The organism is Pigmentiphaga kullae (assembly GCF_004216695.1).
Lineage (GTDB): Bacteria > Pseudomonadota > Gammaproteobacteria > Burkholderiales > Burkholderiaceae_B > Pigmentiphaga > Pigmentiphaga kullae.
Map to the genome: position 1 here is coordinate 1,159,541 of NZ_SGXC01000001.1, position 24,287 is coordinate 1,183,827.

The window sequence follows — 24,287 nt, forward strand, 5'->3', positions numbered from 1 at the left end:
CCTCAGCCCTGCCTGTGCTTTTCGATGACCTTGCCGGCCAGGTGGAAGCCGGTATTGGCCGCGGGCACGCCGGCATAGATGGCGGCCTGCACCAGCGTTTCCTCGATGACGGCGGGCTCGATGCCGGCGCGCAGCGCGGCGGCCACGTGCATCTCGAACTCTTCCCAGCGGCCCAGCGCCAGCATCATCGACAGCACGGCGATGCGCCGGGTGGTGTCCTCGAAGCGGCTGGAAGTCCAGACCTCGCCCCAGGCATAGCGTGTGATGAAGGCCTGGAAGCGGCGGTTGAAAGGCGTGATCGCGGCGTTGCGGGCATCGACGTAGGCCGGGCTCAGCACCTGGCGGCGGCGCGCCATGCCGTAGTCGTAGCGGTCCTGCTCGGTTTCGACCGGCGGATCGGTCAGGAACTCGATCAGCGTGTCGCAGAACTGCAGCGGCACCTCGCTGGCCGCGATATGGGCGGCGGGCAGCATGCGGGTCGTGGCGCCCGGGATCCTGCCGGCAATGAATTCGCCCGCGGCCGGCGGCGTCGAGACGTCGCGCTCGCCGGTGACGACCAGCGTGGGGACGGAAATGCGATGCAGGTCGTCCGCGACCTGCATGTCGCGGATGGCCGCGCAGCAGCCGGTGTAGCCTGTCGCGGAAGTCTGCAGGAAGGTGTTGCGCACGCGCTGGAACGCGATGCTGTTGCGTTCTACATACTCTGGCGTGAAGAAGCGGCCCATGGCCATGTCGACGATGCTGGCCATGCCGTTGGCGCGCACGGTGTCGATGCGCGTGCGCCAGGCCTGCGGGTCCATCTGGCAAGAGGTGTTGCACAGCACGAGCCGGCGCAGTCGGCCCGGCTTGTTGATGCCGTACCACATGCCGATCATGCCGCCCAGCGATACACCGGCATAGTCGAAGGTCTCGGCGCCGGCGGCGGTGGCGACCGCATCCAGGTCGTTGCCCAGCTGCTCCAGCGTGTAATCGCCGGCCGGCGCGTCCGAGGCGCCATGGCCGCGCGTATCGAAGCGGATCACGCGGAAGTGGCGCATCAGGCGCGGCAGCACGTCGTCCCAGACCGCGAAATCGGTGCCGATGGAATTGGCCAGCACCAGCGGCGGCAGGTTCTCGTCGCCGTCGCTGCGCCAGTAGATGCGGGCGTCGCCGCTGACAACGTGGGGCATGTTCTAGTCCTCCTGGATAAGGGTCTTCTGTTCCTGCCATTGGTACAGCACGGCGCTGCACATGGGCTGGCACGCGGCGATCTGCGGCTGCGGGCCGGCCAGGATATCGATGTCCTCCGTGCCCAGAACGGCGGTGACTTCGGGAATCTGCTTGAGCAGTTCGGCCACCGGCGTGCGCTGCGAAATGGCCTGTTCGCACACCTGGCCGACGATGCGCTGCGCCTGGGCCGGTCCCAGCAGGGCCGACAGCCTCAGCGAAATGCCTTCCGAATAGACGACGCCGTACAGGCGGTCGATGTTGGCCTGCATGGCCTGCGCATCGACGCGCACGCCCTCGGCGATGTCGACCGCGGCGGCGATGCTGCTGGCGGCAAGGCTGAACAGGTCGGCCAGCACCGGCAGCGAATTGGGCCAGGTGCCCAGGCCGCGCTCGTGTTCGGAGGCGAGCTCGCCGGCCAGGATGGACGCGAGCGCCGGGGCGCGGTACGCGGCGTCCATCAGGTACATGCTGGAGACGGGATTGCGCTTGTGCGGCATGGCCGACGATCCGCCGCGGCCTTCGCCGGTGGGCTCGAAGGCCTCGGCCACCTCGGCCTGCATGAGCAGGGAGATGTCGCGACCGATCTTGCCCAGCGCGCCGCACAGGATGGCCAGTTCGCTGCCCAGGCGCGCCAGCCGGTCGCGTCCGCCCTGCCACGAGATGGCGGGCACGCGCAGGCCCAGCCGGTCGGCCAGTGCGCGCGCGACGCGCTGGCCTTCGCCGTAGTGGGTCGCCAGCGTGCCGTTGGCGCCGCCGAACTGCAGCGTGCAGGCCTCGTCGCCCGCGCGCTTGAGCGCCGCGCTGCTGCGGCCCGCGGCGTCCAGCCAGCCGGCGACCTTCCAGCCGAAGGTGACCGGCGCGGCGGGCTGGATCAGGGTGCGGCCCAGCAGCGGCGTGCGCCGATGGGCCTCGACCTGCGCGGCCAGCGCGTCGCCCAGCCGGACCAGGTCGGTCCGCAGCAGGTCCAGCGACTGCCGGGCCAGCGTGACCATCGCGGTGTCGGCCAGGTCCTGGCTGGTCGAGCCGTAGTGCACGTAGGCGGCGGCGCCTTCGCTGCGCTTGCCCACCGCGGCCTTGAGCATCTTGACCAGCGGAATGGCCAGGGTGCCGGCCACGCGGGCATCGGCCGCCAGCTTGCCGGCGTCCACCGCGAAGGACGAGCAGGTATCGATGATGGCATCGGCCGCGTCGGCCGGGATGACGCCGCAGTCGCGTTGCGCGGCGGCCAGTTCGGCCTCGAAGCGGATCATGGCGGCGATCACCGCCTGGTCGGTCCAGATGGCCCGGATGGCCGGGGTCGAGAAGAAGGCGTTGAGAGCGTCCATGGGGAAGGCCGTATCGGAAGGGCCGCGGCGGCGGCCGGACTGGGCATGACGATAGCATGGCAGGTCCCGGGTTTTCCCCTGGCTACCCGCACCCTTGACTAATGCACACGTGTGCATTTATGCTGAAGGCCAGGATGAAAAAGAAGCGTCCCCCAAGAGGAAAAAGGCACCATGATCATCAAGGAGCTGCGGGAACTCACGGTCCCGCTGCGCGGCAACATCTCCAACGCCCTGGTCAATTTCTCCGAGCACACCGTCTCGCTGGTGGCGGTCGTCACCGACGTGGTGCGCAACGGCAAGCCGGTCACCGGCATCGCCTTCGATTCCATCGGCCGCTATGCCCAGGGAGGCCTGCTGCGCGAGCGCTTCTTTCCGCGCCTGCTGGCGGCCCGCCCGGAATCCCTGCTGGATGAATCGGGCCGCCGCTTCGATCCCGCCAAGGTGCACGCCTGCGCGATGCGCAACGAAAAGCCCGGCGGCCATGGCGACCGGGCGGCGGCGGTGGCGGCGCTGGAACTGGCGTTCTGGGACCTGAACGCCAAGCTGAATGACGAACCGGCATTCCAGACCATCAGCCGCGCGCACGGGGTCTCGCGCGTGCGCGACGACGTGGACGTCTATGCCGCGGGCGGCTACTACTATCCCGGCGATCCGTGTGCCATCCTGCGCGACGAACTGCTGCGCTACCGCGACATGGGCTTCTCGGCTTTCAAGATGAAGATAGGCGGCGCCGACCTGGCTACCGACGTGGAGCGGGTCGAGGCGGCGCTGGAGGTCGCGGGCGACGGGTCCAGGCTGGCGGTCGATGCCAATGGCCGCTTCTCGGTCGACGAGGCGGCGGCCTATGCGAAGGCCATGGCACCTTTCGGGCTGCGCTGGTTCGAGGAAGCCTGCGACCCGCTGGACTTCGATGCCAATCGCCGCTTCATCGAGGGCTATCCGGGCGCGGTGGCCACGGGCGAGAACCTGTTCTCGGCCGCCGACGTGCGCAACCTGCTGCGCTTCGGCGGCATGCGGGCGGACCGGGACATCTTCCAGATGGACGCGGGGTTGAGCTACGGACTGACCGAGTATGGCCGCATCCTGGCCGAGATGGATGCGCACGGCTATCGGCGGGCGCAGCTCTATCCCCATGGCGGCCACCTGATCAATCTGCACATCGCCGTGGGGCTGCAACTGGGTGGCTGCGAGGCCTATCCCGGCGTGTTCCAGCCCTTCGGCGGCTATTGCGACGAATGCGTGGCGGGCGAAGGCCGCATCGCGCCGTCGGGCGCCCCGGGTTTCGGGCTGGAACGCAAGCCCGAGCTGCGCGAGGCGATCGGACAACTGCTGGCGTGAAGGAGACGCGCATGAAGATCCTGGTGATGGGTTGCGGGGCCATGGGCTCGATCTATGCCGGCCTCCTGGCGGGCGGCGGCAACGAGGTGGTGGCGGTGGACACCTGGCACGAGCACGTCGCCGCCATGCGGGACCATGGCCTGCGGGTGGAAGGGGCGAGCGGTGACCGTGTGGTGAAGGTGCGCGCGCTGGAGCAGGTGCCGAACGAAGCCATGGACCTGATCGTGGTCGCGGTCAAGGCCGCGCACGTGGCCGAGGCGGCGGGCCGGCTGGTCCCGGCGGTGGGGCCGGACACCCGCATACTGACCATCCAGAACGGCATGGGCAGCGCGGACCTGGTGGCGCGGGCCGTGGGCGCGGAGCGGGTGGCGGTGGGTATCGCCGGCGGTTTCGGCGCGCAGATGCGCGGCCCCGGCCACACCTTCCACAACGGGATGGAGATCATCCGCATGGGCGCCTATTCGACGCTGGCGCGCGATCGGGTGGATGCCATCGCCGCCCTGTGGCGCGCCGCAGGTTTCAAGGCCGAGGCCGTGGACAACATCGCCGCCATGCAGTGGGAGAAGCTGATCTGCAACGTCGCCTACAGCGCGCCCTGCGCGCTGACCGGCATGACGGTGGGCGAGGTCATGGACGACGCCGACATGGGGCCGGTCAGTCGGGCTGCGGCGGTCGAGGCCTGGGAAGTCGCGCGGGCGCGCGGCGTCGCCCTGGCGGTGCAGGATCCGGTGGCCCACGTGCGGGCCTTCGGCGCGAAGATTCCCAACGCCAGGCCATCCCTGCTGCAGGACCTGGAGAACGGACGGCCCAGCGAGATCGACGTCATCAACGGCGCCGTGCCCCGGGAGGCGGCGCTGGCTGGCGTGCAGGCTCCGGTCAACGCGACGCTGACGGCGCTGGTCCGCCAGCGCGAGCGCCGCGCGGCGCGCTGATGGCATCCGGGAGCCGGCCATGGGCATGACCGCCACCGAGAAAATCTTCGCCCGCCACGCCGGGCGCGACCGGGTGCGCCCGGGCGAGATCGTGACGGCGCGGATCGACCGTGCGCTGCTGAACGACGTCAGCGGACCGATCGCCTTCGAGCGGCTGGCGCAGATGGGTGTGAAGCGGTTGCGCCAACCCGATCTGGCGGTGCTGGTGGGCGATCATTTCGCGCCGCCCAAGGACGTGGCTTCGGCCCGGGCGCTGCGTTCGCTCCAGCGCTTCGCCGACGAGCACGGCGTGCGGCACCACTACGACATAGGCACGGGCGGGATCGAGCACACCCTGTTGCCGGAGCTGGGCCTGGTGCGTCCGGGGGACCTGATCGTCGGCGGCGATTCCCATACCTGCACTTATGGCGCGTTCGGCGCGATCGGCATAGGCATGGGGTCCACCGACATCGCTGCGGCGCTGGCGATGGGCGAATTGTGGTTCACCGTTCCAGCCACGCTGCGCATCGAATTCCACGGCGAGCGGCAGCCCTATGTGACCGGCAAGGACCTGATCCTGCACCTGATCCAGCGCCTGGGCGTGGACGGGGCGGCCTACCGGAGCATGGAGTTCGGCGGCCCGGGCATGGCCAGCCTGGGCATGGACGAGCGCATGGCCCTGTGCAACATGGCGGTGGAGGCCGGCGCCAAGACCTGCATCGTGCCGCCCGACGAGAAGACCCGGGAATGGGCACGGCGCGCCACGGGCGGCGAAGGCGTCGTCGAGCACGGGGATGCGGACGCCGACCATGCCGACCGCCTGGAGGTGGCGCTGGCGTCGTTGCCTGTCCTGTGCGCCAGGCCCTACTCGCCCGGCAACGTGGCGCCGGTGGCCGAGGTGCGCGGCGTGCGCGTGGACCAGGCCTACATCGGCAACTGCGCCAACGGCACGCTGACCGACCTGCGCCAGGCCGCGGCCATCCTGCGCGGACGCAAGGTGGCGCGCGGTGTGCGCTGCGTGGTCGTACCGGCCACGCGGGACATCTACCGGCAGGCGTTGGCCGAAGGGCTGGTCGACGTATTCACCGAGGCCGGCGCGCTGGTGTCGCCCCCGACCTGCGGTGCCTGCGCCGGGCTGAGCACGGGCGTGCTGGCCGAAGGGCAGGTCTGCGTGGCGACCACCAATCGCAACTACCGGGGCCGCATGGGGGACCCGGAATCCCAGGTCTACCTGGCCAATGCCCACGTCGCGGCGGCCAGCGCCGTGGCGGGCGAACTCATCCACCCGGAGGCGCTGTGACGCAGGCCAGCGCAACGGTGCGCCGGTTCGGCGACGACATCGATACCGACGTCATCATTCCCGCCATCTACCTGACCTCGCATCGCCCCGAGGTGCTGGCGCGGCATTGCATGGAGCCGCTGGATCCCGGCTTCGCCGGGCGGGTCCGGCCGGGCGACGTGCTGGTCGCGGGCCGCAACTTCGGCTGCGGATCCTCGCGCGAGCATGCGGTGCTGGCGCTCCAGGCGGCGGGTATTTCGTGCATCGTGGCCGAGAGCTTTGCCCGCATCTTCTTTCGCAACGCGCTCAACAACGGGCTGCCGCTGGTGGCCTGTCCGGACGCGGTCCGCGACGCCCGCGAAGGCGATGCGATCCGGGTGGACCTGGATGGCGGACAGGTCTGGCTGGGCGCGCGCGCCTATCCGTTTCCCGTCCATCCGCCCTTCCTGGCCGGCATGATCCGGCAGGGCGGGCTGGTGGAATACGTCAGGCGTCGACTGGCCGCGACCGGTACGGACTGACTCACCATCGAGGCGCACAGACGCCAGAGGAGACATGCATGGACCCCCACACCCGACGATGCGGCCGCCGGCGGCGCCTCGCGCTTGCGGCCGGACTGTTGCCCGCCCTGCTGCTGGCGGCTCCAGGGCCGGCGTTGGCCCAGGCTGCCGCCCGCTATCCCGACAAGCCCATCCGCCTGATCGTGCCGTTCGCGGTGGGCGGCACCAGCGACGTGTTCGCGCGGCTGGTCGGGCAGAAGCTTTCCACCGCCTTCGGCCAGCAGGTCGTGGTCGAGAACCGGCCCGGCGCCAACGGCAACATCGGCACGGATATCGTCGCCAAGGCCGAGCCGGATGGCTACACGCTGCTGTTCGCGGCGGACGGCACCATGGTGATCAACCCCAGCCTGTACGAGAAGCTGCCCTTCAACGTCGAGCGCGATCTCGCGCCGGTATCGCGGGTGGTGCTGGTGCCGCTGATCATCGTCGCCAATCCGCAATTGAAGGCGTCCACGCTGCCCGAGCTGGTGGCCCTGGGCAAGCGCGCCGACGCCGACCTGGATTTCTCGTCCGCGGGGCTGGGCAGCACCGGCCACCTGGCGGGCGAACTGCTGAAATCGCGCACGGGCATACGCATGTCGCACGTCGCCTACAAGGGAGGCGGGCAGGCGGTCACGGACGTGGTGGGCGGGCAGGTGCCGCTGCTGGTGACGGCGCTGGCCACCGCGGATCCCTTCATCAAGAGCGGCAAGCTCAAGGCCATCGCGATGACCTCGGGCAAGCGCGCGGCCGGGGCGCCCGGCATTCCCACCGTGGCCGAGGGGGGCGTGCCGGGCTTCGACGTCTCGTCGTGGTACGGCATCCTGGCGCCGGCCCGCACGCCCGCGCCGGTCATCGAAAAGCTGCACGCCGAACTGGCGCGCATCCTGCAGGCCGACGACGTGCGCCGCCGCTTCCAGGAGCTGGGGGGCGAGCCCATCGGCGATACGCCGCAAGCGTTCGCCGGCGTGATCAAGGACGATCTGGCCAAGTGGGCGCGCATCGTCAAGGACGCCGGCATCAGCGTGCAATAGCGGCGTGTCCGGAGCGTCCGCCTGCCCGCGCGCGGACAGGCGGACGGGTACACTCTGGGCACCGGATGCCCACAGGAAGCCCATGGCCAGTTCCAAGCCCGCCCACGGTCCCGTCACCATCAAGGACATCGCCGCCGCGCTGGGTATTTCGCACACCACCGTCTCGCGCGCGCTGAACGATCATCCCAAGCTCAGCGACGACACCAAGGCGCGGGTACGGCAGGCGGCGCAGGAACTGGGCTACGTGCTGAACGCCTCGGGACGCGTCCTGCGCGGCGGGGCCAGCCCGCTGGTGGGGCTGGTCATTCCGGACATCCAGAACGATTTCTATAGCGCCATCGCCAAGCGCCTGGCCGAGCGCTGCCGGGATGCGGGCTTCCAGATGGTGCTGGCGATTACCGAGGACGACCCGCAGGCCGAATGCGGCGAGGTGCAGGCGCTGATCCAGGCCCGCGCCGCCGGCATCGTCATCACGCCTTCGCCGGCGCCCCTGCCTCGCACGGTCGAACTGCTGGCCGGTACGCCCGCCCTGCAACTGATACGCAGCGTCGCGACGCTGGCCACCGACGTGGTGGCGATGGACGATGCCGGCGCGGCGCACGCCGCGGCGGCCCATCTGCTGTCGCTGGGGCACCGGCGCATCGGCTATGTGGGCGGGTACGGGCGCATCAAGCCCGGCCGGGATCGCCTGCGCGGCTTCGTGCGGGCGCATGCCGAGGCCGGGCTGGAACCGGACCCGGATCTCGTCGTGCAGGTGCCGCCGCGCCAGGAGTTCGGAGCCGAGGCGATGCGCCGGCTGCTGGCCGCGCGGCAGCGCCCCACGGCGGTGGTCATCGGCAGTTCCGAGCTGACCATCGTCGCGCTGGCGGTCATCCGCGAGCACGGCCTGTCCATTCCGGCCGACATCTCGGTAGTGGGCTATGGCGACCCCAAGTGGTACGAGCTGACGACGCCGTCGCTTACGGCGATCCGCCTGCCCATCGATGCGCTGGCGGCGTCCACGGCCGAACTGCTCTTCGCGCGCATCGGCGCGCAGGCCCGGCCGGGCGATCCGGCGCCCGCGCCGCGCAAGATCCGCATCCGGCCCGAACTGATCGCGCGCGGCTCCGCCGTGCCGCGCCGCTGACAGCGAATTAGCGCCGGCGCGCCGCCTTCGGCCGGACGTTGCCGTGCAGGGCCGCATAGGCCATCAGTTCCTGCTCCATGGCCTGCGCCAGCGGCGGCAGGGTCTGCGACTTCACCTTCACGATGCCTATCCGCCGATGGCGGCCGGGGCGCACCAGCGGCACGAAGCGCAAGTCCTTGGCGAAGGCCGGCACCGCCAGCCGGGGCAGGATGGTGACGCCCACCTGGCTGGACAGCATGGCCGACAGCGTCATCATGTTGGAGACGTGGAACCAGCAATGATCCAGCCACTTCGCCTCGGGGGTGCCGTTCAGTTCGCGGTGGGCGGTGGTGCCGATCAAGGGCAGGTCGGCCAGCACGGACCACTCCAGCCGGCCGCGCCGGGCCAGCGGATGGCTGGCGTGGCAGACCAGTCCGAACGCGTCGGTCATGAGCGGGATGAAGTCCAGGCCCGGCGTGATCGAAATCTCGCTGGACAGGCCGAAGTCGACTTCGCCCGACAGCACCATGCGGTGGATGTTCTCGGAATTGTCGTCGATCAGCCGGACCGCCGCGCCGGGATGCCGGCCGATGAAATCCTTGATCAGCGCCGGCACCCAGTTGGTGGCGAAACTGCCTATGGACGCCAGCGTGAGCGTGCCCGCGTGCTGGCGCGATTGCGACAGCAGCGTCTCGACGATGCGGTCGTGGTGCTTTACCAGTTCCCTGGCCAGCGGCTCGCACACCTTGCCGAAGGCCGTGGGGGTGGTGCGGCGGTCGGCCTCGAACAGCGGCGCGCCCAGTTTTTCCTCCAGCAGCTGGATGATCTTGGAGACGGCCGGCTGGCTGCGCAGGACCTTGTCGGCGGCGACGCGGTAGCTCTTCGCATCCAGCACATGCAGGAACACGCGCAACTGGGCGATCGGGATCTCTGCCAGCATGTCGATTCCATATGGTTATTGTCTGATCAATATTATTCAATTTTTGGATGAGACGGACGCGCCTATCATCGCCGCATGAACCATGCAGATCGACCCGACCAGGCGCCCATTCCGCCGCACGTCGTCCGGGCACCCGGCCCGCTCGTCCTCGCCCTGGCGGGGGGCGGATGCAGTCCCGGTATCTTTGGCCAGGTCACCGTTCCGGGCTGCGCGCTGCGCGCAGTGGACTGGATGCAAGGGGCGGGGCCCTTTACGCCGCCGGCGGTCGCCCGGAGCCTGGCCGACGCGCTGGCGCTGCGCACCGCGCCGACGGTGCTGCTGGGGCATTCGCTGGGCGGCGTGATCGCGCTGCTGACGGCCCTGGCCCGTCCGTTTGCCGTGCAGGCTCTGGTGATTTCCAACACGGGTCCGAATACGCGGGACCACGGCGACAACTCGCTGCCCGAACGGATACGCCACCACTGGACGCCGCAGACGCGGCGGGCCTTCCTGCAAGCCTGTTTCGCGCACGAACCGCCTGCGGACCTGATGCGGGAGCTCGAGCGCTATCTGGGCGCGCTGCCGGCCGACGCGCTGCTGGAGGCGGTGGAGGGCCTGCGCCGGATGGACCTGAGCCAAGGGCTGGGCGCGATCCGCTGCCCGGTGCTGATCGCGCACGGCGAACTGGACCGGCGCCGAGGCGTTGCCGACGCACGGCGGCTGGCGGAATTGATCCCGGATGCCGAACTGGTGCTGCTGCCGGGCGGCCATACCCCCATGGTGGACTGCGCCGATGCCTACAACGATGCGCTGGACACGTTTCTGGCGCGCCACCTGCGCGCCGCCCAACCCTGACGGGAAACAAAAGAACGAGGAGACAAACATGAACATCGGAAGCATCCGGCGCCTGGCGCCGGCGGGCCTGCTGGCGTGCGCGGCGGCCTGGACGGGCGCCGCGCACGGCCAGGCATCCGACTGGCCGAGCCGTCCGGTCACCATCATCGTGCCGTCGGCGGCGGGCGGCGCGGCCGATTTCTCCGCGCGGGTGTTCGCGGGCTACATCGCCAAGGTCCATCCCAAGGCCACCGTCGTGGTGGACGACCGTCCCGGCGCCGGCGGCGTGATCGGCACCATGGCGGCCAAGGAGGCCAAGCCCGACGGCTACACCTTCCTGTTGTCCACCAACTCGACCCACGCCGCCAACCTGAGCCTGTACAAGGACCTGCGCTACGACCCGGTCAAGGACTTCGTGCCGGTGGGCCGGTTCGGCACCTTCGGCTCGGTGCTGATGGTGCCCAAGGAAAGTCCGTTCCGGTCGGTGCAGGATCTCATCGCGCAGGCGAAGGCGCAGCCCGGACGCATGAGCTTCGGCTACTACAGCTCGTCGTCGCAGGTGCCCGCGGAAATGCTGAAGGCCGCCGCGGGCGTGGTCTATGAAGGCGCCGCCTACAAGAACGTGACGCAGATCATCACCGACTTGATCGGCAAGCAGTTCGATTTCGCGTTCCTGGACGCGCTGTCGGCCGCCCCGGCGCTGCAGAACGACCGGCTCAAGCCCATCGGCGTCACGACGCCGCGCCGGCTGCCGCAACTGCCCGACGTGCCGGCCATCGGCGAGGCCATTCCCGGCTACGAGATGCAGGGCTGGCTGGGCCTGACGGCCCCGGCCGGGACGCCGCCCGCCATCGTGGAAACGGTGAGCGCGCTGATGGGCAAGGCCATGGCGGATCCCGAGGTGCGGCAGTCGCTGGAGGCCAAGGGCATGCAGGCGGGTTTCCTGCCTGCCCGCGACATGGGCGCCTTCATCGCGGCGGACATCGTGCGCTGGCGCGACTGGGTGCGCATGGCCAACATCCCGCCCAACTGAAGCGGACCGCGCGCCGCCGTTGCTTCGCGGCGGCGCGCCTGCGGCGTCAGAACTTGTGCCGTATGCCGGCGATGATGGACATCTGCGTCTTCGAGTCCGACGACAGGTTGCTGAAGATCTGCGCGTAGCGGGCGTCGCCGGCGGCCTTCTGGTAGATGCCCACCAGGAAGACGTCGGTGCGCTTGGACAGGAAGTAGTCCACGCCCAGGTTCAGCTGGTGCCACTTGGGCTTGTTGCCGTTGCTGCTGTACTTGCCGTCGGTGAAGATGTAGCCGGCGCCCACCAGGGTGCTGGGATTGATGAAGTAGGTGATCGTGCCCTCGTAGTTCGACAGCTTCAGATCGCTGTTGTCGAAGTAATCGAACTTGCTGTGCGTGTACAGGGCCGAGACCTTCAGCGCCGGTGTGATGGAGTAGGATCCGCCCGCGCCGTACATGGACTGGCGGTTCACGCCCGCCCCGCCGGGGCTGGTGACGAAGGGCGAGGTGATGCCCCAGTCGCCGTAGATCGCGCCGTTGGGGTTGGTGGTGCTGTTGGGCCGCCGCATGTCGTGGTAGGCCACGCCCACCGACCAGGGCCCGCGGGTGTAGCCCAGGCCGGCGCTGATGCTGCGGTTGTCGGTGGAGTCGCCGGGTTTCTCGGCGGCGCCGTAGACGCCGATGAACTGCAGGCCGCCGAATTTGTTCATGTACTGCACGGAGTTGCTGATGCGGGCCACCGGGAACAGGTTGTCGTTGTCGCCGATGTGGGTGCCGATCGAGGCGAACTGGATGGCCGATTCGTAGCCCACCAGGGTCTGCGACATGGCGTCCATCTGCCGGCCGATGGTGACCTGGCCCCAGCGGTCGTTGGCCAGGCCGACGATGGCGGTGCGGCCGAACAGGCGGCCCTGGGTCCAGGTGCCGGTGTCGGGCGAGAATCCGCTTTCCAGGTTGAACAGCGCGCGGGTGCCGCCGCCCAGGTCCTCGGTGCCGCGCAGCCCCCAGCGCGAGACCTGCATGACGTTGCCTTTGAGCTCGGTCAGGCTCTTGCCGCCGACGTTGGTGGTGTAGGACAGGCCTTCGGAAATGATGCCGTACAGCGTGACGCCGGTCTGCGCCTGGGCGGTGCCGGCCAGGGCCGCTGCCAACAGGCCGCAGCCCGCCGCGGCGGAGGCCGCGATGCGTGTCTTCATGGTGTCTCCCCTCTTATTGGTGATGGCCTGGCGACGGGCAAAGCAGGGTCCTCCAGGCGCGCGGGGCGTCCGGATGCGAAACCCGTCGTCAGGTGTGGTGGCGCGCCGGACGGTCAGGAAGGGCCCGTGGCCCGGGCCTCCCGCCGGCGGACGGCGCGCCGGTCAGTCAAGCAGTCCGCGCTGCCTAAGCCAGTCCATGCATAGGTCCCCCGCCTGTTGCAGATGTTCGGGTTGGCCGACGAAGTAGTGGTTGGCCCCCCGGATGACGGTCATGCTCTTGTCGGCGCTTGCCGCCGCGTCGAAGATGCGGCGGGTGTGCGGCTGCGGCACGGCGTCGTCGGCCGAATGCTCGATCGCCAGCAGCGGCACGTGGATGCCGGCCGCGCATTTCTCGCCGTGCGCGTTGGTGTCGTCCGGCGACCACTGCGACAGCCACGAGCGCAGCGTGGAAAAGCGCGCCAGCCCGATGGGGCCGTTGTTGGCGGTCTCGGGCACGCCCATGAAGCAGGTGCCGATGGGCCGGTCGTTGGGGTCGATGGCGCCGTCCAGGAAGCGGGGCTCGGCCATGGTGCGATGGGTGGCGAAGCCGCGCTCCAGTTCCTTGCCGCCGCGTTTCTTCAGAGTTTCCAGCGTTTCCTTGACCCAGTCCGTGCGGCGGCGGATGCGGGCCAGCTGCGCGGCGCGGTAGCGCGCCAGGAACTCGGCCGAGTACGGCGGCTTGCGGTCGGGGTGGTAGAGATCGAGTTCCGGGTCGCGGCGGTCCGGGTCGTTCTCGTCCATGACGCTGGGGTCGATCCAGTCGGCGAAGGTGACGGCGCGTGAGACGTGCGCCGCCTGGAAGATCATGGCGTCGGCCGGTATCAGTCCGGCGGTGGTGATGGCGCAGGGGTCGCCGGCCGGCGTGTGGGTGATGGTGGGGCGCTCGGCCTGCGACTGGTAGAACAGCGACAGCGAGCCGCCGCCCGACCAGCCCATCAGCACGATTTTCTCGTAGCCCCATGCCTGGCGGGCGTGGCGGATGTAGGCGCCCAGGTCCACCACCACGTTCTCCATGATCAGGGCGCTGTCGTTGCGCGCGTACCGGCTGCCGGCGCACAGCACGTGCATGCCGCGGGCGGCCAGGGCGCGCGGCATGGGCAGCAGTTGCAGCGTGGTGGCCGGGTGCATGAACACCAGCAGGGTCCGCGACTTCACGCCCTTGGGGACGTAGCGGACGCCTTCGAGGTGGATGGTGCCGAGCGAGCCCGCGAAGCCGTACACCGCCTTGAAGGCCGCCTGTTCCGGGAATTCGACGTGCACCCATTCGGCCTGGGTGTCGTAGGTGTGTCTGTCCTTGTCCACTGTGCGCGGTCTCCTTGGGGTCAGCGCGCCGCGGCCAGGCGCGCGGCCTTCTCGCGGGTCCAGGCGTCGCACTGGGCGCGGGCCGAGGCGCGGTAGCCGGCCATTTCCTCGTCGCTGGCCACGGTGGTGGTCAGCTCCAGCCGCACGCCGTTGGGATCGAAGAAGTAGATGGACTGCACGAAGCCTTCGTGGTCCACGGGGCCCAGCACTTCCACGCCCGCGGCCAGCAGCCGGGCGCGCGCGTCCTCCACCGCCTGCACCGAGTCCACGCGCAGCGCCAGGTGGTTGGCCCAGCGCGGGGTGTTGGGCGAGGGGTCGGCCGCCTGGTTGTCCCCCAGGTCGAAGAAGGCCACGTTGCTGCCGTCGGTCATCTCGAAGAACAGATGGACGTAGGGGCAGTATTCGCCGGTGCTGGGAATGTTCTCGGCCCTTACGAGGTGGGTGAGCGGCAGGCCCAGGAGGTCCTCGTAGAAATGGCGGGTTTCTTCGGCGTCGCGGCATCGGTATGCGAAGTGATGCAGGCCGCGGATGGGTACGAAAGATGTCATGGTGTTGCTCCGGATGAAACGTGCGGTCGCGTCGGGCTCATGCCGCCTGCCGCGCCAGATCGAAATAGAGTTGGGCGAGGTCGTCGCGGCGGGCCAGCTCGGCGCTGTCGGCGGCCAGCGCGATCCTGCCCTTCATCAGCACATAGGCGCGCCGCGTGAAGGGCAGCGCGATGTCCAGCTTTTGCTCGACCAGCAGCATGGTCAGGCCTTCGGCCCGCAGCCGGTCGAGCACCGCCAGGATCTCTTCCACCACCCGCGGCGCCAGGCCCAGGAAGGGTTCGTCCAGCAGCAGCATGCGCGGCACGGACATCAGCGCCCGGCCGATCGCCACCATCTGCTGTTCGCCGCCCGACAGGGTGCCGGCAAGCTGCCGGCGCCGCTCGGCCAGGCGGGGGAACAGGCGGTAGACGAAATCGAAGCGTTCCTCGGCGCGCGCACGGTCGCGCCGCACCAGCGAGACCGAGCCCAGGCGCAGGTTGTCTTCCACCGACAGCGGCGCGAACACGTGCCGGCCCTCGGGAACCTGGACCAGCCCGCATTCGACGATGCGGTGGCTGGGCAGTCCGCCCACGTCGGCGCCGCCCAGTTTCACCGTGCCCGAGCGCTGCGGAAGAATGCCCGACAGCGCCGCCAGAAGCGTGGTCTTGCCCGCGCCGTTGGGCCCAAGCAGCGCGACTGTCTCGCCCCGCTCCACCCGCAGGTCGACGTTGCGCACCACGGGTGCGTGGCCATAGCCGCCGCTGACTTTGCACAGTTCAAGCATGGGCCAGGTTCTCCATGTTGCCGAGGTAGGCCTCGATCACCGCCGGGTCGGCGCGCACCGCATCGGGCGTGCCGTCGGCGATCTTGCGGCCGAAGTTCAGGACCGCCACCCGGTCGGCCAGGGCCATCAGGAAGCGCATGTCGTGCTCGATCAGCAGGACCGCGATGCCCTGGCGCGCGATGCCCAGGATGATCTCCTCCAGCCGCGCGCATTCGCCCGGCGCCAGCCCGGCGGCCGGTTCGTCGAACAGCATCAGGCGCGGGCCGGCGGCCAGTCCGCGCGCGATCTCCAGCAGGCGGCCCTGGCCGAACGACAGCGTGGAGACCTCGGCCTGCGCGAACTCGCCCAGGCCGACGAAGTCCACCAGTTCGTCCGCCCGTCGTTGTGCCTCGCGCTCGGCGCGATGGGAGTCGGGGGTGCCGGCCAGCACGCGCCACAGCGACGCCGGCATGCGCGTGTGCATGCCGACCATGACGTTCTCGCGCACCGACAGGCTGTCGAAGGACTTGTTGTGCTGGAAGGTACGCACGATCCCGCGCGGCGCGAAGCCGTGCGTGGGTACGCCCGCCAGCGAGCGGCCGTCGAAGGCCAGCTGGCCGCTGGTGGGTTCGAAAGCGCCGGCGATCATGTTGAAGGTGGTGGTCTTGCCGGCGCCGTTGGGGCCGATCACGCCCACCACTTCACCCGCGTGCACGTCCAGGTCCAGGTCCGACACGGCGTGCAGCCCGCCGAAACGCTTGCACAGGCCGCGTGCCTGCAACAGTGGTGCGCTCATGCCAGGCCCTCCCGTTTCACGGCCTTGGCCTCGGCGGCCGGCAGGCGCGGACGGGCCGCAGACGGCCGGTGGCGCCGGCCCCGCAGCTTGTCCCACAGTCCGATCAGGCCGCGCGGCTGGAACAGCACCGCCAGCACCATGAACACGCCGAACACCAGCGCATGGTGATGCCCGATCAGGGGCGAGAGCACGAACGGCATCAGATAGAGCAGCACCGCGCCCAGGATGGCGCCCGCCATGCGGCCGCTGCCGCCGACGATCACCATGAACAGCAACAGGAAGACGTTCTCCAGCCCGAAGATGTGCGGGTTGACCGTGTTGTCGACGAAGGCGTAGACCATGCCGGCGACACCCGCCAGTGCGCTGGTGACGGCGTAGGCAATGATCTTGGTGCGCCGCACGTTCACGCCCATGGCCGCGGCGGCTTCGGGGTTGTCGCGCACCGCGCGGCAGGCGCGGCCGAACCACGAGCGGTCCAGCCGGCCGATGATGGCCATGGTCGCCAGCGTCAGCACCACGATCACCACCGTGTACCAGGGGCCCGTGACGTGCACGCCGAAGATGTCCGGCAGCCGGTAACTGGCCAGCCCGCCGGTGCCGCCGGTGATCGCGCCGCCCTCGTTCAGCACGACGATGAAGAGCTGGGCGAAGGCCAGCGTGGCCAGCGCCAGGTAGAAGCCTTCGAGGCGGGTGGCCGGTATGGCCACCACCAGAGCCAGCGCCACGCAGACCGCCACCGTGGCCAGTACCGCCAGCGGCAGGGGCAGGCCCGCCTGCGTGACCAGGATGACGATGGTGTAGGCGCCGATGCCGTAGAAGCTGAAGTGCGAGAAGGCGATCTGCCCCGAGATGCCGAACAGGAAGTTGTAGCTGATGGCCAGCGCGATCCACAGCAGCATCTTGCGGTAGATGTCGGTCTGGTAGGCCCCCAGCGCGAAGGCGATGGCCGACAGCACCACGGCCGCTGCGGCGTAGGAAAGAAAGGATTTCATGCGCGGGCCTCCCGGGGACGCAGCAGGCCCGCGGGGCGCACCAGCAGGAAGGCAATCAGCAGCACCAGCGGCACGCCCATGGCCAGGCCCGGCGGAACCGGCGCGTAGCGCACGGTGAACTGTTCGGCGAAGGCCAGGATCAGGCCGCCCAGCAGGGCGCCCTCGACCCGTGTCGCGCCGCCTATGACCAGCGCGGTGAAGCCCTGTATGGCCAGCGGCATGCCCATCAGGTAGTGGGCCGAGACGTTGGGCGCCACCAGCACGCCGGCCAGTCCGGCCACCACTGCCCCGGCCGAAAAGGACAGCGCCGTCACCCGCGACAGGTTGATGCCCATCAGCGCGGCGGCGCGGCGGTCCAGCGCGACCGCCTCGAACGACCGGCCGGTCAGGGTGCGTTCGAAGAAGTACCAGGCGCCCGCGAACACCGCCGCGGCAATCGCGATGATGAAGAAGCTCTGGTACGAACCGGCCAGCAGCCCGAGTTCCAGCCGGCCGAAGCCGAAGGCAGGGGGCACCGGCTGCGGATCGGGGCCGAAGCCCAGCGACACCAGTTCGCGGAACACCACCAGCATGCCCAGCAGCGCCAGCACCGGTGCCAGCGGCGGCGCGCCCTTCACGACCAGCGGCCGCACGGCCAGCCGTTCGGTCAGCCAGCCCACGGCCACCATCAGCGCGGCCACCAGCGCGATGGATACGGCATAGGGCAGCTCGATGCGCGATAGCGCCACATAGGCGCCGAAGGCCGCCACCATGGCCCATTCACCCACGCCGAAGTTGATGATGCCGGTCGGTCGCGTGATCAGCAGGTAGGCCAGCGCCACCAGCCCGTAGATACAGCCGCTGGCGGCGGCGCTGACGAGGAGTTCGAGTAGATCGGTCATGAGGTCCCTGCACCCGCGTCACTGCGCGCCCGAGAAGACGACCTTGCCCTGCTTGTCGCCTTCGTACACCCGCACCACCATGCCGTTGCGGTCGAAGCCCGTGCGCTTGCCGGCGGGAAAACCGTAGGAAGAGCCCACCGCGCCCAGCACGCCCACGTAGCCCTGGGTGGCCTGCATGGCCGCGCGCACCTTTTCCTTGTCGGTGCCGCCGGCCCGCTTGATGGCATCGGCCACCAGCATCAGCCCGTCGTAGCCGTAGCCGTTCAGGTTGTAGGGTTCGACGCCGTTCTCTTTCTTGTAGGCCTCGATGAAGCGGCGTGCTTCCGGCTTGGCCGGGTCGAAGGCGTCGACGAACACCACGCCGTCCAGCAGTCCCTTGGCCACCACCGCGGTCTGGGGCACCGACAGGTTGAAGTTGCCCAGCAGCGGCATCTTCAGCCCCAGTTGCCGGTACGACCGCAGGATGAGCACGTTTTCGGGCGTGGTGACGCCGGTCAGGAAAATGGCGTCGGGCCTGGCCGCGCGCACCTTCTGCATCTGCGGGTCGGCGGTGGTCGAGCCGCGCGGGACCACTTCCTCGGCCACGATCTGCACGCCTGACCTCTCCAGTCCCGCCTTGAACGAGCGGTTGGTCAACTGACCCAGGTCGGAGTTTTCACCGACCAGCGCCACGCGCTTGAAGTTGCGGTTGGCCGCGTAGGCCAGCAGCGTGGCGATCTGGGTCGAGCCCAGCGGGCCCGTCTGCCAGAAATAGGGGTTGTCGATCTGCGTGGTCAGGGTGTCGCCGCTGTTGGACGGCGTGAGCTGCGGCGTTCTGGTTTCCAGCGTGACGGTCTGCACCTGCTGGGTCGACGGCGTGAGCGACAGCGACAGGATGAAGGTGGCGCCGGCTTCCACCAGCTTGCGCGCGGCCGTGGCCGAGATGTCGGGGCGGGCCTGGTCGTCCTCGATCAGCAGCTCGACCTGGCGGCCCAGGATGCCGCCCCGGGCATTGAGCTCCTTGGCGGCGAAGACGGCGCCCGCGGTGACCGGTTCGGCATAGGGCTTGGCCGGGCCGACCTTGTCGGTGATGATGCCTATCTTGATGGGCTGGGCCATGGCGGGGGCCATGGCCAGCACGGCGGCGGCCAGGGCCGCGCGCACGGCGTGTCCGGCCAGGCGGCCGGACCGGGGGGATGCGAGCTTCATGGTGTCTCCTCCTGTTGTTCTAGGCGCGCGCCGGGTCCAGGGCGCGCTGGCGCCGGACCCAATGGGCAAAGGCCGCCATCTGGTCGCCCAGCACCTTGCGCGTGGCGTCGTCGGCCAGCCGGCCCTTGGCGTCGAATTTCGTGTGGCAGGAACCGATGAATACCTCGGGCCGCAGCAGCACCTGGGCTTCCAGGCAGCCGAGGATCTTGCGCAGGTCGTACTGGTTGCGCGCCCCTCCTACCGGCCCCTGGGTGGCGGACAGCACGGCCACCGGCTTGTATCGGAAGGGCTGGGGATCCAGCCGCGAGAGCCAGTCGATCGCGTTCTTGAGCGCGCCGCTGACCGAGAAGTTGTATTCGGGGCTGGCGATGAGCAGCCCGTCGGCGGCGCGGATGCGGTCCGCCAGTTGCCTTACCGGCTCCGGAAAGCCCTCGGCCTCCATGTCGCCGTTGTAGATGGGAATGCCGTCGAGTTCGGCCAGTGCCAGCGACAACTCGACCGGCATCAGGTCGTGCGCGGCGAGCAACGCCATGCGGTTGTAGGAACGGCGCCGCAGGCTGCCGCATATCCCCAGGATCTGGAGGCGGCCGGCCCGATGCGCGCCGGGCGTCGTGTGAGCGTCCAAGCGTCTGTCTCCCGTGGCGCCTGCGTGGGCGCCTGTTTTTCGTGATGGCGCAGCCAGTCTATGGCCGAGCGATATCAATTCCTAGAAAAATGGTTTATCTTCAATATCAATGGCGTTGATATCACTCCGGCATGGACCTGCTGCGCTTCGACCTGAATCTGCTGCTGTGCTTCGACGCCATCTACCGGCACCAGCGGCTGTCGGCGGCGGCGGACGAGCTCAACCTGACCCAGCCGGCGGTCAGCGCCGCGCTCAAGCGCCTGCGCGCCCATTTCGACAATCCGCTGTTCGTGCGCACCTCGCGCGGCATGCGGCCCACGCCGTTCTCGGATGGCATCGCGCCCAAGATCGCGCAGGTGCTGGAAGTGCTCAAGGGCGTGGACCTGTCGTCGGAATTCACGCCCGCCAGCACGACGATCAACTTCCGCGTCTACATCAACGACGTCGGCATGATCGTGGCGATGCCGCAGGTGCTGGCCCATTTGCGCGAGCACGCGCCGCACGCGCGCCTGACCATCGTGGACCTGCGTCCGGACGAGGTGGTCGAATCCCTGGATAGCGGCAACATCGACCTGGCCATCGGCTATTTCCTGGGCATGCCCAACTGGGCGCGCCAGCAGAACCTGCGCACCACACGCTACGTCTGCATGGTCGCGGGCCATCATCCCGAGATCCGGGACTCCCTGTCGCTGGAGCAGTTCCTGCGCTGCCGCCATGCCATGTACGTGAACAGCGGCTCGCAGTACTACGCCATGGAGCAGGCGCTGGCCGAGCGCGGACTGACGCGCGACGTGATCCTGCACGTGCCGCGCTTCTCGGCCCTGCCCTTCCTGGTGGCGCAGGCCGACCTGATCGCGACGGTGCCCGAGGACCTGGGCACGCTGTTCTCGCGGCTGCTGGACGTGCGGATCTTCACGCCGCCGCTGGAACTGGCCAATTTCCAGATCCACCAGTACTGGCACGAGCGGCTGCATGCCGAGCCGGCGTACCGCTGGCTGCGGCAGGTCGTCTACGACAAGACGTCGGGGCTGCCCGTGGCGCGGCGCGCCGATTGAGTGCCTGGGCGACTCAATCGATGCGTGTTTTCGAATTGGACGGTGCCATCCGCCGGAGGCTAGAGTGCCGGCGTCGCTCCGGGAACGGTTGTTTCCCGGCCCCATCATTCCGTCCAGGACAGCACGCCATGCGCAAGATCCTTTCTTCTTCCCTCTTCCGCCACGCCGCGTGGGCCATTGCCGCGGCCGCCGCGGCCGGTCCGGCCAGCGCGCAGACCTATCCCGACAAGCCGGTCCGCATGGTCGTGGCGTTCGCGCCGGCGGGCGGGACGGACATCGTCGCCAGGCTGGTGGCGCCGCGCATGGCCGAGCTGCTGGGCCAATCCGTCGTGGTCGAGAACCGGGCGGGCGCGGGTGGCGTCATCGGCACCGAGAACGTGGCGAAGGCCGCGCCCGATGGTTACACCACGCTGATGGCAACCATGGGCAACCTGGCGGTCAATCCCTACCTGTATTCGATGCGGGTCGACGTTCAGCGCGACTTGAAGCCGGTCAGCAAGGTGGTGGAGGTGCAGTTCGCGCTGCTGGTGCATCCGTCGGTGCCGGCCAGGACCCTGCGCGAGTTCATCGACCTGGCCAAGGCGCGTCCCGGCCATCTGACTTACTCGTCGTCGGGCATAGGCGGCGGGCCGCATCTGGCCGGCGAACTGTTCGACAGCCTGGCCGGCACCAAGCTGACGCACGTGCCTTACAAGGGCAGCGGCCAGAGCTTGTCGGACCTGATCGGCGGGCAGGTGTCGGCGTCGTTCGACAGCCTGCTCCAGGCGCTGCCCTACGTGCGCGACGGACGGCTGCGCGCGCTGGCGATACTGGGCAGCGAGCGTTCTCCGCTGTTGCCGGACGTGCCTACCGTGGCCGAGGCCGGCGTGCCGGGCTACGAGTTCACCAACTGGTACGGGCTGGTCGCGCCCGCCGGCACGCCGCAGCCGGTGGTCGAGAAGCTGAACGGCGCCGTGCGCCAGGTGCTGGGGCAGCCCGACATCCGGCGCAAGCTCGAGGACATGGGCGCGCGCGTGGTGGGCGATTCGCCGGAGGCGTTCGGCCGGTTCATCGCCACCGAGAACACCAAGTGGGAGAAGGTGATCCGCGCCGCCAAGATCACGGCCCAATAGGCCGCGCGTGCTACGGTTCGCGCGGCACGCCGCCCTGCATTGCGGCCAGGCCGATGAATTTCTCGGCCGCCGGGTTGCGCATGTCCTGCCTGCGGACCGCGTACAGCGTGGTGATGTTTTCCTGCGTGTCCGCCAGTGGCCGGTAGTGCAAGGCGCCGCTCCAGGTAGCCTGGGCCGAGGCCGGCACCAGCGCCGCGCCCATGCCCGCCTCGACCAGCGCCAGCATGGTCGGCAGGATGCTCGCCTGGACCACGTGCGGCACGACTTGCGCCGCATGGAAGAGCCGTTGGCACAGTTCATACGAGTACGGCGCCTGGTCGGGAGAAAATCCGATCAGGTGCAGCCCATCCAGGTTGCTGACCGGCACTTGTTCGAGATGCGCCAGGGCATGATCGGCGGGCAGTGCCAGCACCAGCCGCTCCCGCGCGATGACGCTGTGCGCCAGGCGCGGGTCGGCGAGGGACTTTTCCGGCGGCCGCAGCAGCGCGACGTCCAGCTTGTCGGCGTGCAGCGCATCGAGCATGGGCTCGGGCCGCATTTCCTCCAGCCGCAATTCGACCTCGGGGTACTGGCGGCGGAAGGCCGAGACCAGACGGGGCAGCGTCCGGTAGATGGAGCTGGCGGTGAAGCCGACGGCGACGCTGCCGGCCGATCCGCTGGCGGCGCGCCGGGCCGCGTCCGCCGCGGCTTCGGCGTCCTGCAGGATCTTTTTCGCGCGGTCGTGCAGGATCCGCCCGGCGGGCGTCAGGCTGACCGAACGCGTCGTGCGATGGAAAAGCTCGGCTCCGATCATCTGTTCCAGTTGGCGGATCTGCTGGCTGAGCGGCGGCTGGGTCATGTGGAGCCGCTCGGCGGCCCGGCCGAAATGCAGCTCTTGCGCGACGACCGAGAACGTGTGGAGCAGGCGCATGGAAAGCAGTGGCACTTTTTTCCCGATGTATGGAACGGCTTCGAAGGCCGTTCGTTCTATTGACATGGTTTCCCCGGCATGAAGACCCCAGCCCCCAATTTTCTCAGCGCGCTGTCCGCCCTGCGGGCGATCGAGGAAGGCAGCCTCAGCAGCGAAGCCCTGGTACGGGCCTGCCTGGACCGCATCGACGAGCGCGACGCGACGGTGCGCGCCTTCACGCAGGTCGACAGTGAGCGCGCGATCGCCCAGGCCCGGCAGGCCGATCGAGGCGCCGCCGCGGGGCCCTTGCGCGGCCTGCCTTTCGCCGCCAAAGATATCCTGGATTCCGCCGATCTACCAACTGCCTACGGTTCGCCCATCTATGCCGGCCATCGCCCGGCGGCCGATGCCGCCTGCATCGCGGCGGCCCGCGAGGCGGGCGGGCTTCTGCTCGGCAAGACCGAGACCTGCGAGTTCGCCACGTTGACGCCGTGCGCCACCCGTCATCCGCTGGACCCGTCGCGCACTCCGGGTGGCTCGTCCAGCGGCTCGGCCGCCGCCGTGGCCGACGGCATGGTGCCGCTGGCGTTCGGCACCCAGACCAGTGCCTCCATCATCCGCCCCGCGGCCTATTGCGGCGTCGTCGGTTACAAGCCGTCCTACGGCCTGATCAATACGTCCGGCCTCAAGCATGCCAGTCCCAGCCTGGACACGATAGGCGTGTTCGCCCGGACGGTGGCCGACGCGCGCCATGCCGTGTTCGGCCCTGCGTCCGCGCGCGAGCCGGGGGCGCTCCGGGTCTCCGTGTGCGAATCCAGCCAGTGGGCGGCCGCCCGGCCCGAGACCATCGAGACGCTGCTGGCCTTCGCCCGCCGGCTCGAACGCGGCGGCGCCCGGCTGCGGACCGTGCACCTGCCGCCGGGCCTGGAGGCCGCCGTGGCGCTCCAGGCCCGGCTGTCGGCGTTCGAACTGCGGCAGTCGCTGGCGTATGAACGCCGGTGGCATCGCGACCGGCTCAGCCCGCGCCTGCAACAGCGGGTCGAGGCCGAGGCGGGTCTGTCCATGGCCGGGTACGCCGAACTGCGGTCGTCCATGCGGGCGGCGCAGCGCGAGGCCGCCAGCCTGTTCGACGACGCCGACGTCCTGCTGTATCCGGCGGCCGACGGCGAGGCCGAGGTCGGCATGGAGACCGGTTCGCCGCGCTACGGCGGGCTGTGGACCTTCCTGCACCTGCCCGCCTTGTCCCTGCCGGTGGGCCGTGGGCCGGCGGGTTTGCCGCTGGGGGCGCAACTGATAGGCGTGCTGGGTCGCGATCTCGAGCTGCTGGCCGCGGCGGCGTTCGCCGAGGGATGCGCCGCCGCGGATTGAGCGGACCGCACGCCTTGCGGGCTGGTGCGGTCCGGGCGAGCGGGGTATCG

General features: G+C 69.5%; 24 protein-coding genes. 11 read left to right on the forward strand and 13 right to left on the reverse strand.

Annotation, left to right across the window (positions count from 1 at the left end; translation table 11 throughout):
* Positions 1–2 precede the first annotated feature (2 nt).
* A complete protein-coding gene (gene pcaDC / locus EV675_RS05710; protein ID WP_130356378.1) occupies positions 3–1,169 on the reverse strand; it encodes a bifunctional 3-oxoadipate enol-lactonase/4-carboxymuconolactone decarboxylase PcaDC in 1,167 nt (388 codons plus the stop codon).
* A gap of 3 nt (positions 1,170–1,172) precedes the next feature.
* Positions 1,173–2,534 (reverse strand): 3-carboxy-cis,cis-muconate cycloisomerase, encoded by a 1,362-nt coding sequence (gene pcaB / locus EV675_RS05715; RefSeq protein ID WP_165404452.1) that lies wholly within the window; start codon positions 2,532–2,534, stop codon positions 1,173–1,175.
* Between the two features lie 171 nt (positions 2,535–2,705).
* On the opposite strand from pcaB, the gene EV675_RS05720 reads away from it, so the two are divergent.
* From EV675_RS05720 to EV675_RS05745, 6 genes are all read left to right on the forward strand, one after another.
* Entirely contained in the window at positions 2,706–3,872 is a 1,167-nt protein-coding gene (locus EV675_RS05720) for an enolase C-terminal domain-like protein (RefSeq protein WP_130356380.1), read from the forward strand.
* Positions 3,873–3,883: 11 nt separating this feature from the next.
* Positions 3,884–4,804 carry a ketopantoate reductase family protein gene (locus EV675_RS05725; RefSeq protein WP_130356381.1) on the forward strand — a complete coding sequence of 307 codons (921 nt, stop codon included), beginning with the start codon at positions 3,884–3,886 and terminating at the stop codon, positions 4,802–4,804.
* Between the two features lie 19 nt (positions 4,805–4,823).
* On the forward strand, positions 4,824–6,083 hold the full coding sequence (locus EV675_RS05730; protein ID WP_130356382.1) for a 3-isopropylmalate dehydratase large subunit: 1,260 nt from the start codon (positions 4,824–4,826) through the stop codon (positions 6,081–6,083).
* A complete protein-coding gene (locus EV675_RS05735) occupies positions 6,080–6,583 on the forward strand; it encodes a 3-isopropylmalate dehydratase small subunit (RefSeq protein ID WP_207221916.1) in 504 nt (167 codons plus the stop codon). Before EV675_RS05730 ends, EV675_RS05735 begins: the two co-directional genes overlap by 4 nt.
* A 38-nt stretch (positions 6,584–6,621) precedes the next feature.
* The gene (locus tag EV675_RS05740; RefSeq protein ID WP_130356383.1) at positions 6,622–7,635 is read left to right on the forward strand and encodes a Bug family tripartite tricarboxylate transporter substrate binding protein; all 1,014 of its coding nucleotides are present in this window, start codon (positions 6,622–6,624) and stop codon (positions 7,633–7,635) included.
* Between the two features lie 82 nt (positions 7,636–7,717).
* Positions 7,718–8,761 (forward strand): LacI family DNA-binding transcriptional regulator, encoded by a 1,044-nt coding sequence (locus EV675_RS05745; RefSeq protein WP_130356384.1) that lies wholly within the window; start codon positions 7,718–7,720, stop codon positions 8,759–8,761.
* A gap of 7 nt (positions 8,762–8,768) precedes the next feature.
* Here the strand turns inward: EV675_RS05745 and EV675_RS05750 are convergent, their stop codons facing one another.
* The gene (locus EV675_RS05750; protein ID WP_130356385.1) at positions 8,769–9,680 is read right to left on the reverse strand and encodes a LysR family transcriptional regulator; all 912 of its coding nucleotides are present in this window, start codon (positions 9,678–9,680) and stop codon (positions 8,769–8,771) included.
* A gap of 75 nt (positions 9,681–9,755) precedes the next feature.
* Between EV675_RS05750 and EV675_RS05755 the strand changes: the two genes are divergently transcribed.
* Together EV675_RS05755 and EV675_RS05760 are read left to right on the forward strand one after the other, a co-directional pair.
* Positions 9,756–10,514 (forward strand): alpha/beta fold hydrolase, encoded by a 759-nt coding sequence (locus EV675_RS05755; protein ID WP_130356386.1) that lies wholly within the window; start codon positions 9,756–9,758, stop codon positions 10,512–10,514.
* A 28-nt stretch (positions 10,515–10,542) separates the two neighbouring features.
* Positions 10,543–11,526, forward strand: a complete 984-nt coding sequence (locus EV675_RS05760) for a Bug family tripartite tricarboxylate transporter substrate binding protein (RefSeq protein ID WP_130356387.1) — start codon at positions 10,543–10,545, stop codon at positions 11,524–11,526.
* 46 nt (positions 11,527–11,572) lie between these two features.
* Here the strand turns inward: EV675_RS05760 and EV675_RS05765 are convergent, their stop codons facing one another.
* The 9 genes from EV675_RS05765 to EV675_RS05805 all read right to left on the reverse strand — a co-directional run bounded on the left by EV675_RS05765 (position 11,573) and on the right by EV675_RS05805 (position 19,813).
* The gene (locus EV675_RS05765) at positions 11,573–12,700 is read right to left on the reverse strand and encodes a porin (RefSeq protein ID WP_130356388.1); all 1,128 of its coding nucleotides are present in this window, start codon (positions 12,698–12,700) and stop codon (positions 11,573–11,575) included.
* A gap of 162 nt (positions 12,701–12,862) precedes the next feature.
* Positions 12,863–14,041: an alpha/beta hydrolase family protein gene (locus tag EV675_RS05770; protein WP_130356389.1), complete on the reverse strand. Its 1,179-nt coding sequence runs from the start codon at positions 14,039–14,041 to the stop codon at positions 12,863–12,865.
* Positions 14,042–14,061: 20 nt separating this feature from the next.
* Entirely contained in the window at positions 14,062–14,589 is a 528-nt protein-coding gene (locus EV675_RS05775) for a VOC family protein (protein ID WP_130356390.1), read from the reverse strand.
* A gap of 37 nt (positions 14,590–14,626) precedes the next feature.
* Positions 14,627–15,352, reverse strand: a complete 726-nt coding sequence (locus tag EV675_RS05780) for an ABC transporter ATP-binding protein (protein ID WP_130356391.1) — start codon at positions 15,350–15,352, stop codon at positions 14,627–14,629.
* Positions 15,345–16,127, reverse strand: a complete 783-nt coding sequence (locus tag EV675_RS05785) for an ABC transporter ATP-binding protein (protein WP_130356392.1) — start codon at positions 16,125–16,127, stop codon at positions 15,345–15,347. The genes EV675_RS05780 and EV675_RS05785 overlap by 8 nt, the downstream gene beginning before the upstream one ends.
* Positions 16,124–17,119, reverse strand: a complete 996-nt coding sequence (locus EV675_RS05790) for a branched-chain amino acid ABC transporter permease (protein WP_130356393.1) — start codon at positions 17,117–17,119, stop codon at positions 16,124–16,126. The genes EV675_RS05785 and EV675_RS05790 overlap by 4 nt, the downstream gene beginning before the upstream one ends.
* Complete coding sequence (locus EV675_RS05795; RefSeq protein WP_130356394.1) at positions 17,116–18,000, reverse strand: branched-chain amino acid ABC transporter permease; 885 nt, start codon at positions 17,998–18,000, stop codon at positions 17,116–17,118. Before EV675_RS05795 ends, EV675_RS05790 begins: the two co-directional genes overlap by 4 nt.
* An 18-nt stretch (positions 18,001–18,018) precedes the next feature.
* Positions 18,019–19,188 carry an ABC transporter substrate-binding protein gene (locus EV675_RS05800; RefSeq protein ID WP_130356395.1) on the reverse strand — a complete coding sequence of 390 codons (1,170 nt, stop codon included), beginning with the start codon at positions 19,186–19,188 and terminating at the stop codon, positions 18,019–18,021.
* 19 nt (positions 19,189–19,207) lie between these two features.
* Positions 19,208–19,813, reverse strand: coding sequence for an NADPH-dependent FMN reductase (locus EV675_RS05805; RefSeq protein WP_130356396.1), 606 nt, complete (start codon positions 19,811–19,813; stop codon positions 19,208–19,210).
* Positions 19,814–19,944: 131 nt separating this feature from the next.
* Here EV675_RS05805 and EV675_RS05810 point away from each other — a divergent pair, with 131 nt between their 5' ends.
* Together EV675_RS05810 and EV675_RS05815 are read left to right on the forward strand one after the other, a co-directional pair.
* Entirely contained in the window at positions 19,945–20,868 is a 924-nt protein-coding gene (locus EV675_RS05810) for a LysR family transcriptional regulator (RefSeq protein ID WP_130356397.1), read from the forward strand.
* 128 nt (positions 20,869–20,996) lie between these two features.
* The gene (locus EV675_RS05815; protein ID WP_130356398.1) at positions 20,997–21,980 is read left to right on the forward strand and encodes a Bug family tripartite tricarboxylate transporter substrate binding protein; all 984 of its coding nucleotides are present in this window, start codon (positions 20,997–20,999) and stop codon (positions 21,978–21,980) included.
* 10 nt (positions 21,981–21,990) lie between these two features.
* On the opposite strand, the gene EV675_RS05820 is transcribed toward EV675_RS05815, so the two are convergent.
* Positions 21,991–22,905: a LysR family transcriptional regulator gene (locus tag EV675_RS05820; RefSeq protein WP_165404453.1), complete on the reverse strand. Its 915-nt coding sequence runs from the start codon at positions 22,903–22,905 to the stop codon at positions 21,991–21,993.
* 63 nt (positions 22,906–22,968) lie between these two features.
* Between EV675_RS05820 and EV675_RS05825 the strand changes: the two genes are divergently transcribed.
* Positions 22,969–24,237: an amidase gene (locus EV675_RS05825; RefSeq protein ID WP_130356400.1), complete on the forward strand. Its 1,269-nt coding sequence runs from the start codon at positions 22,969–22,971 to the stop codon at positions 24,235–24,237.
* Positions 24,238–24,287 lie beyond the last annotated feature (50 nt).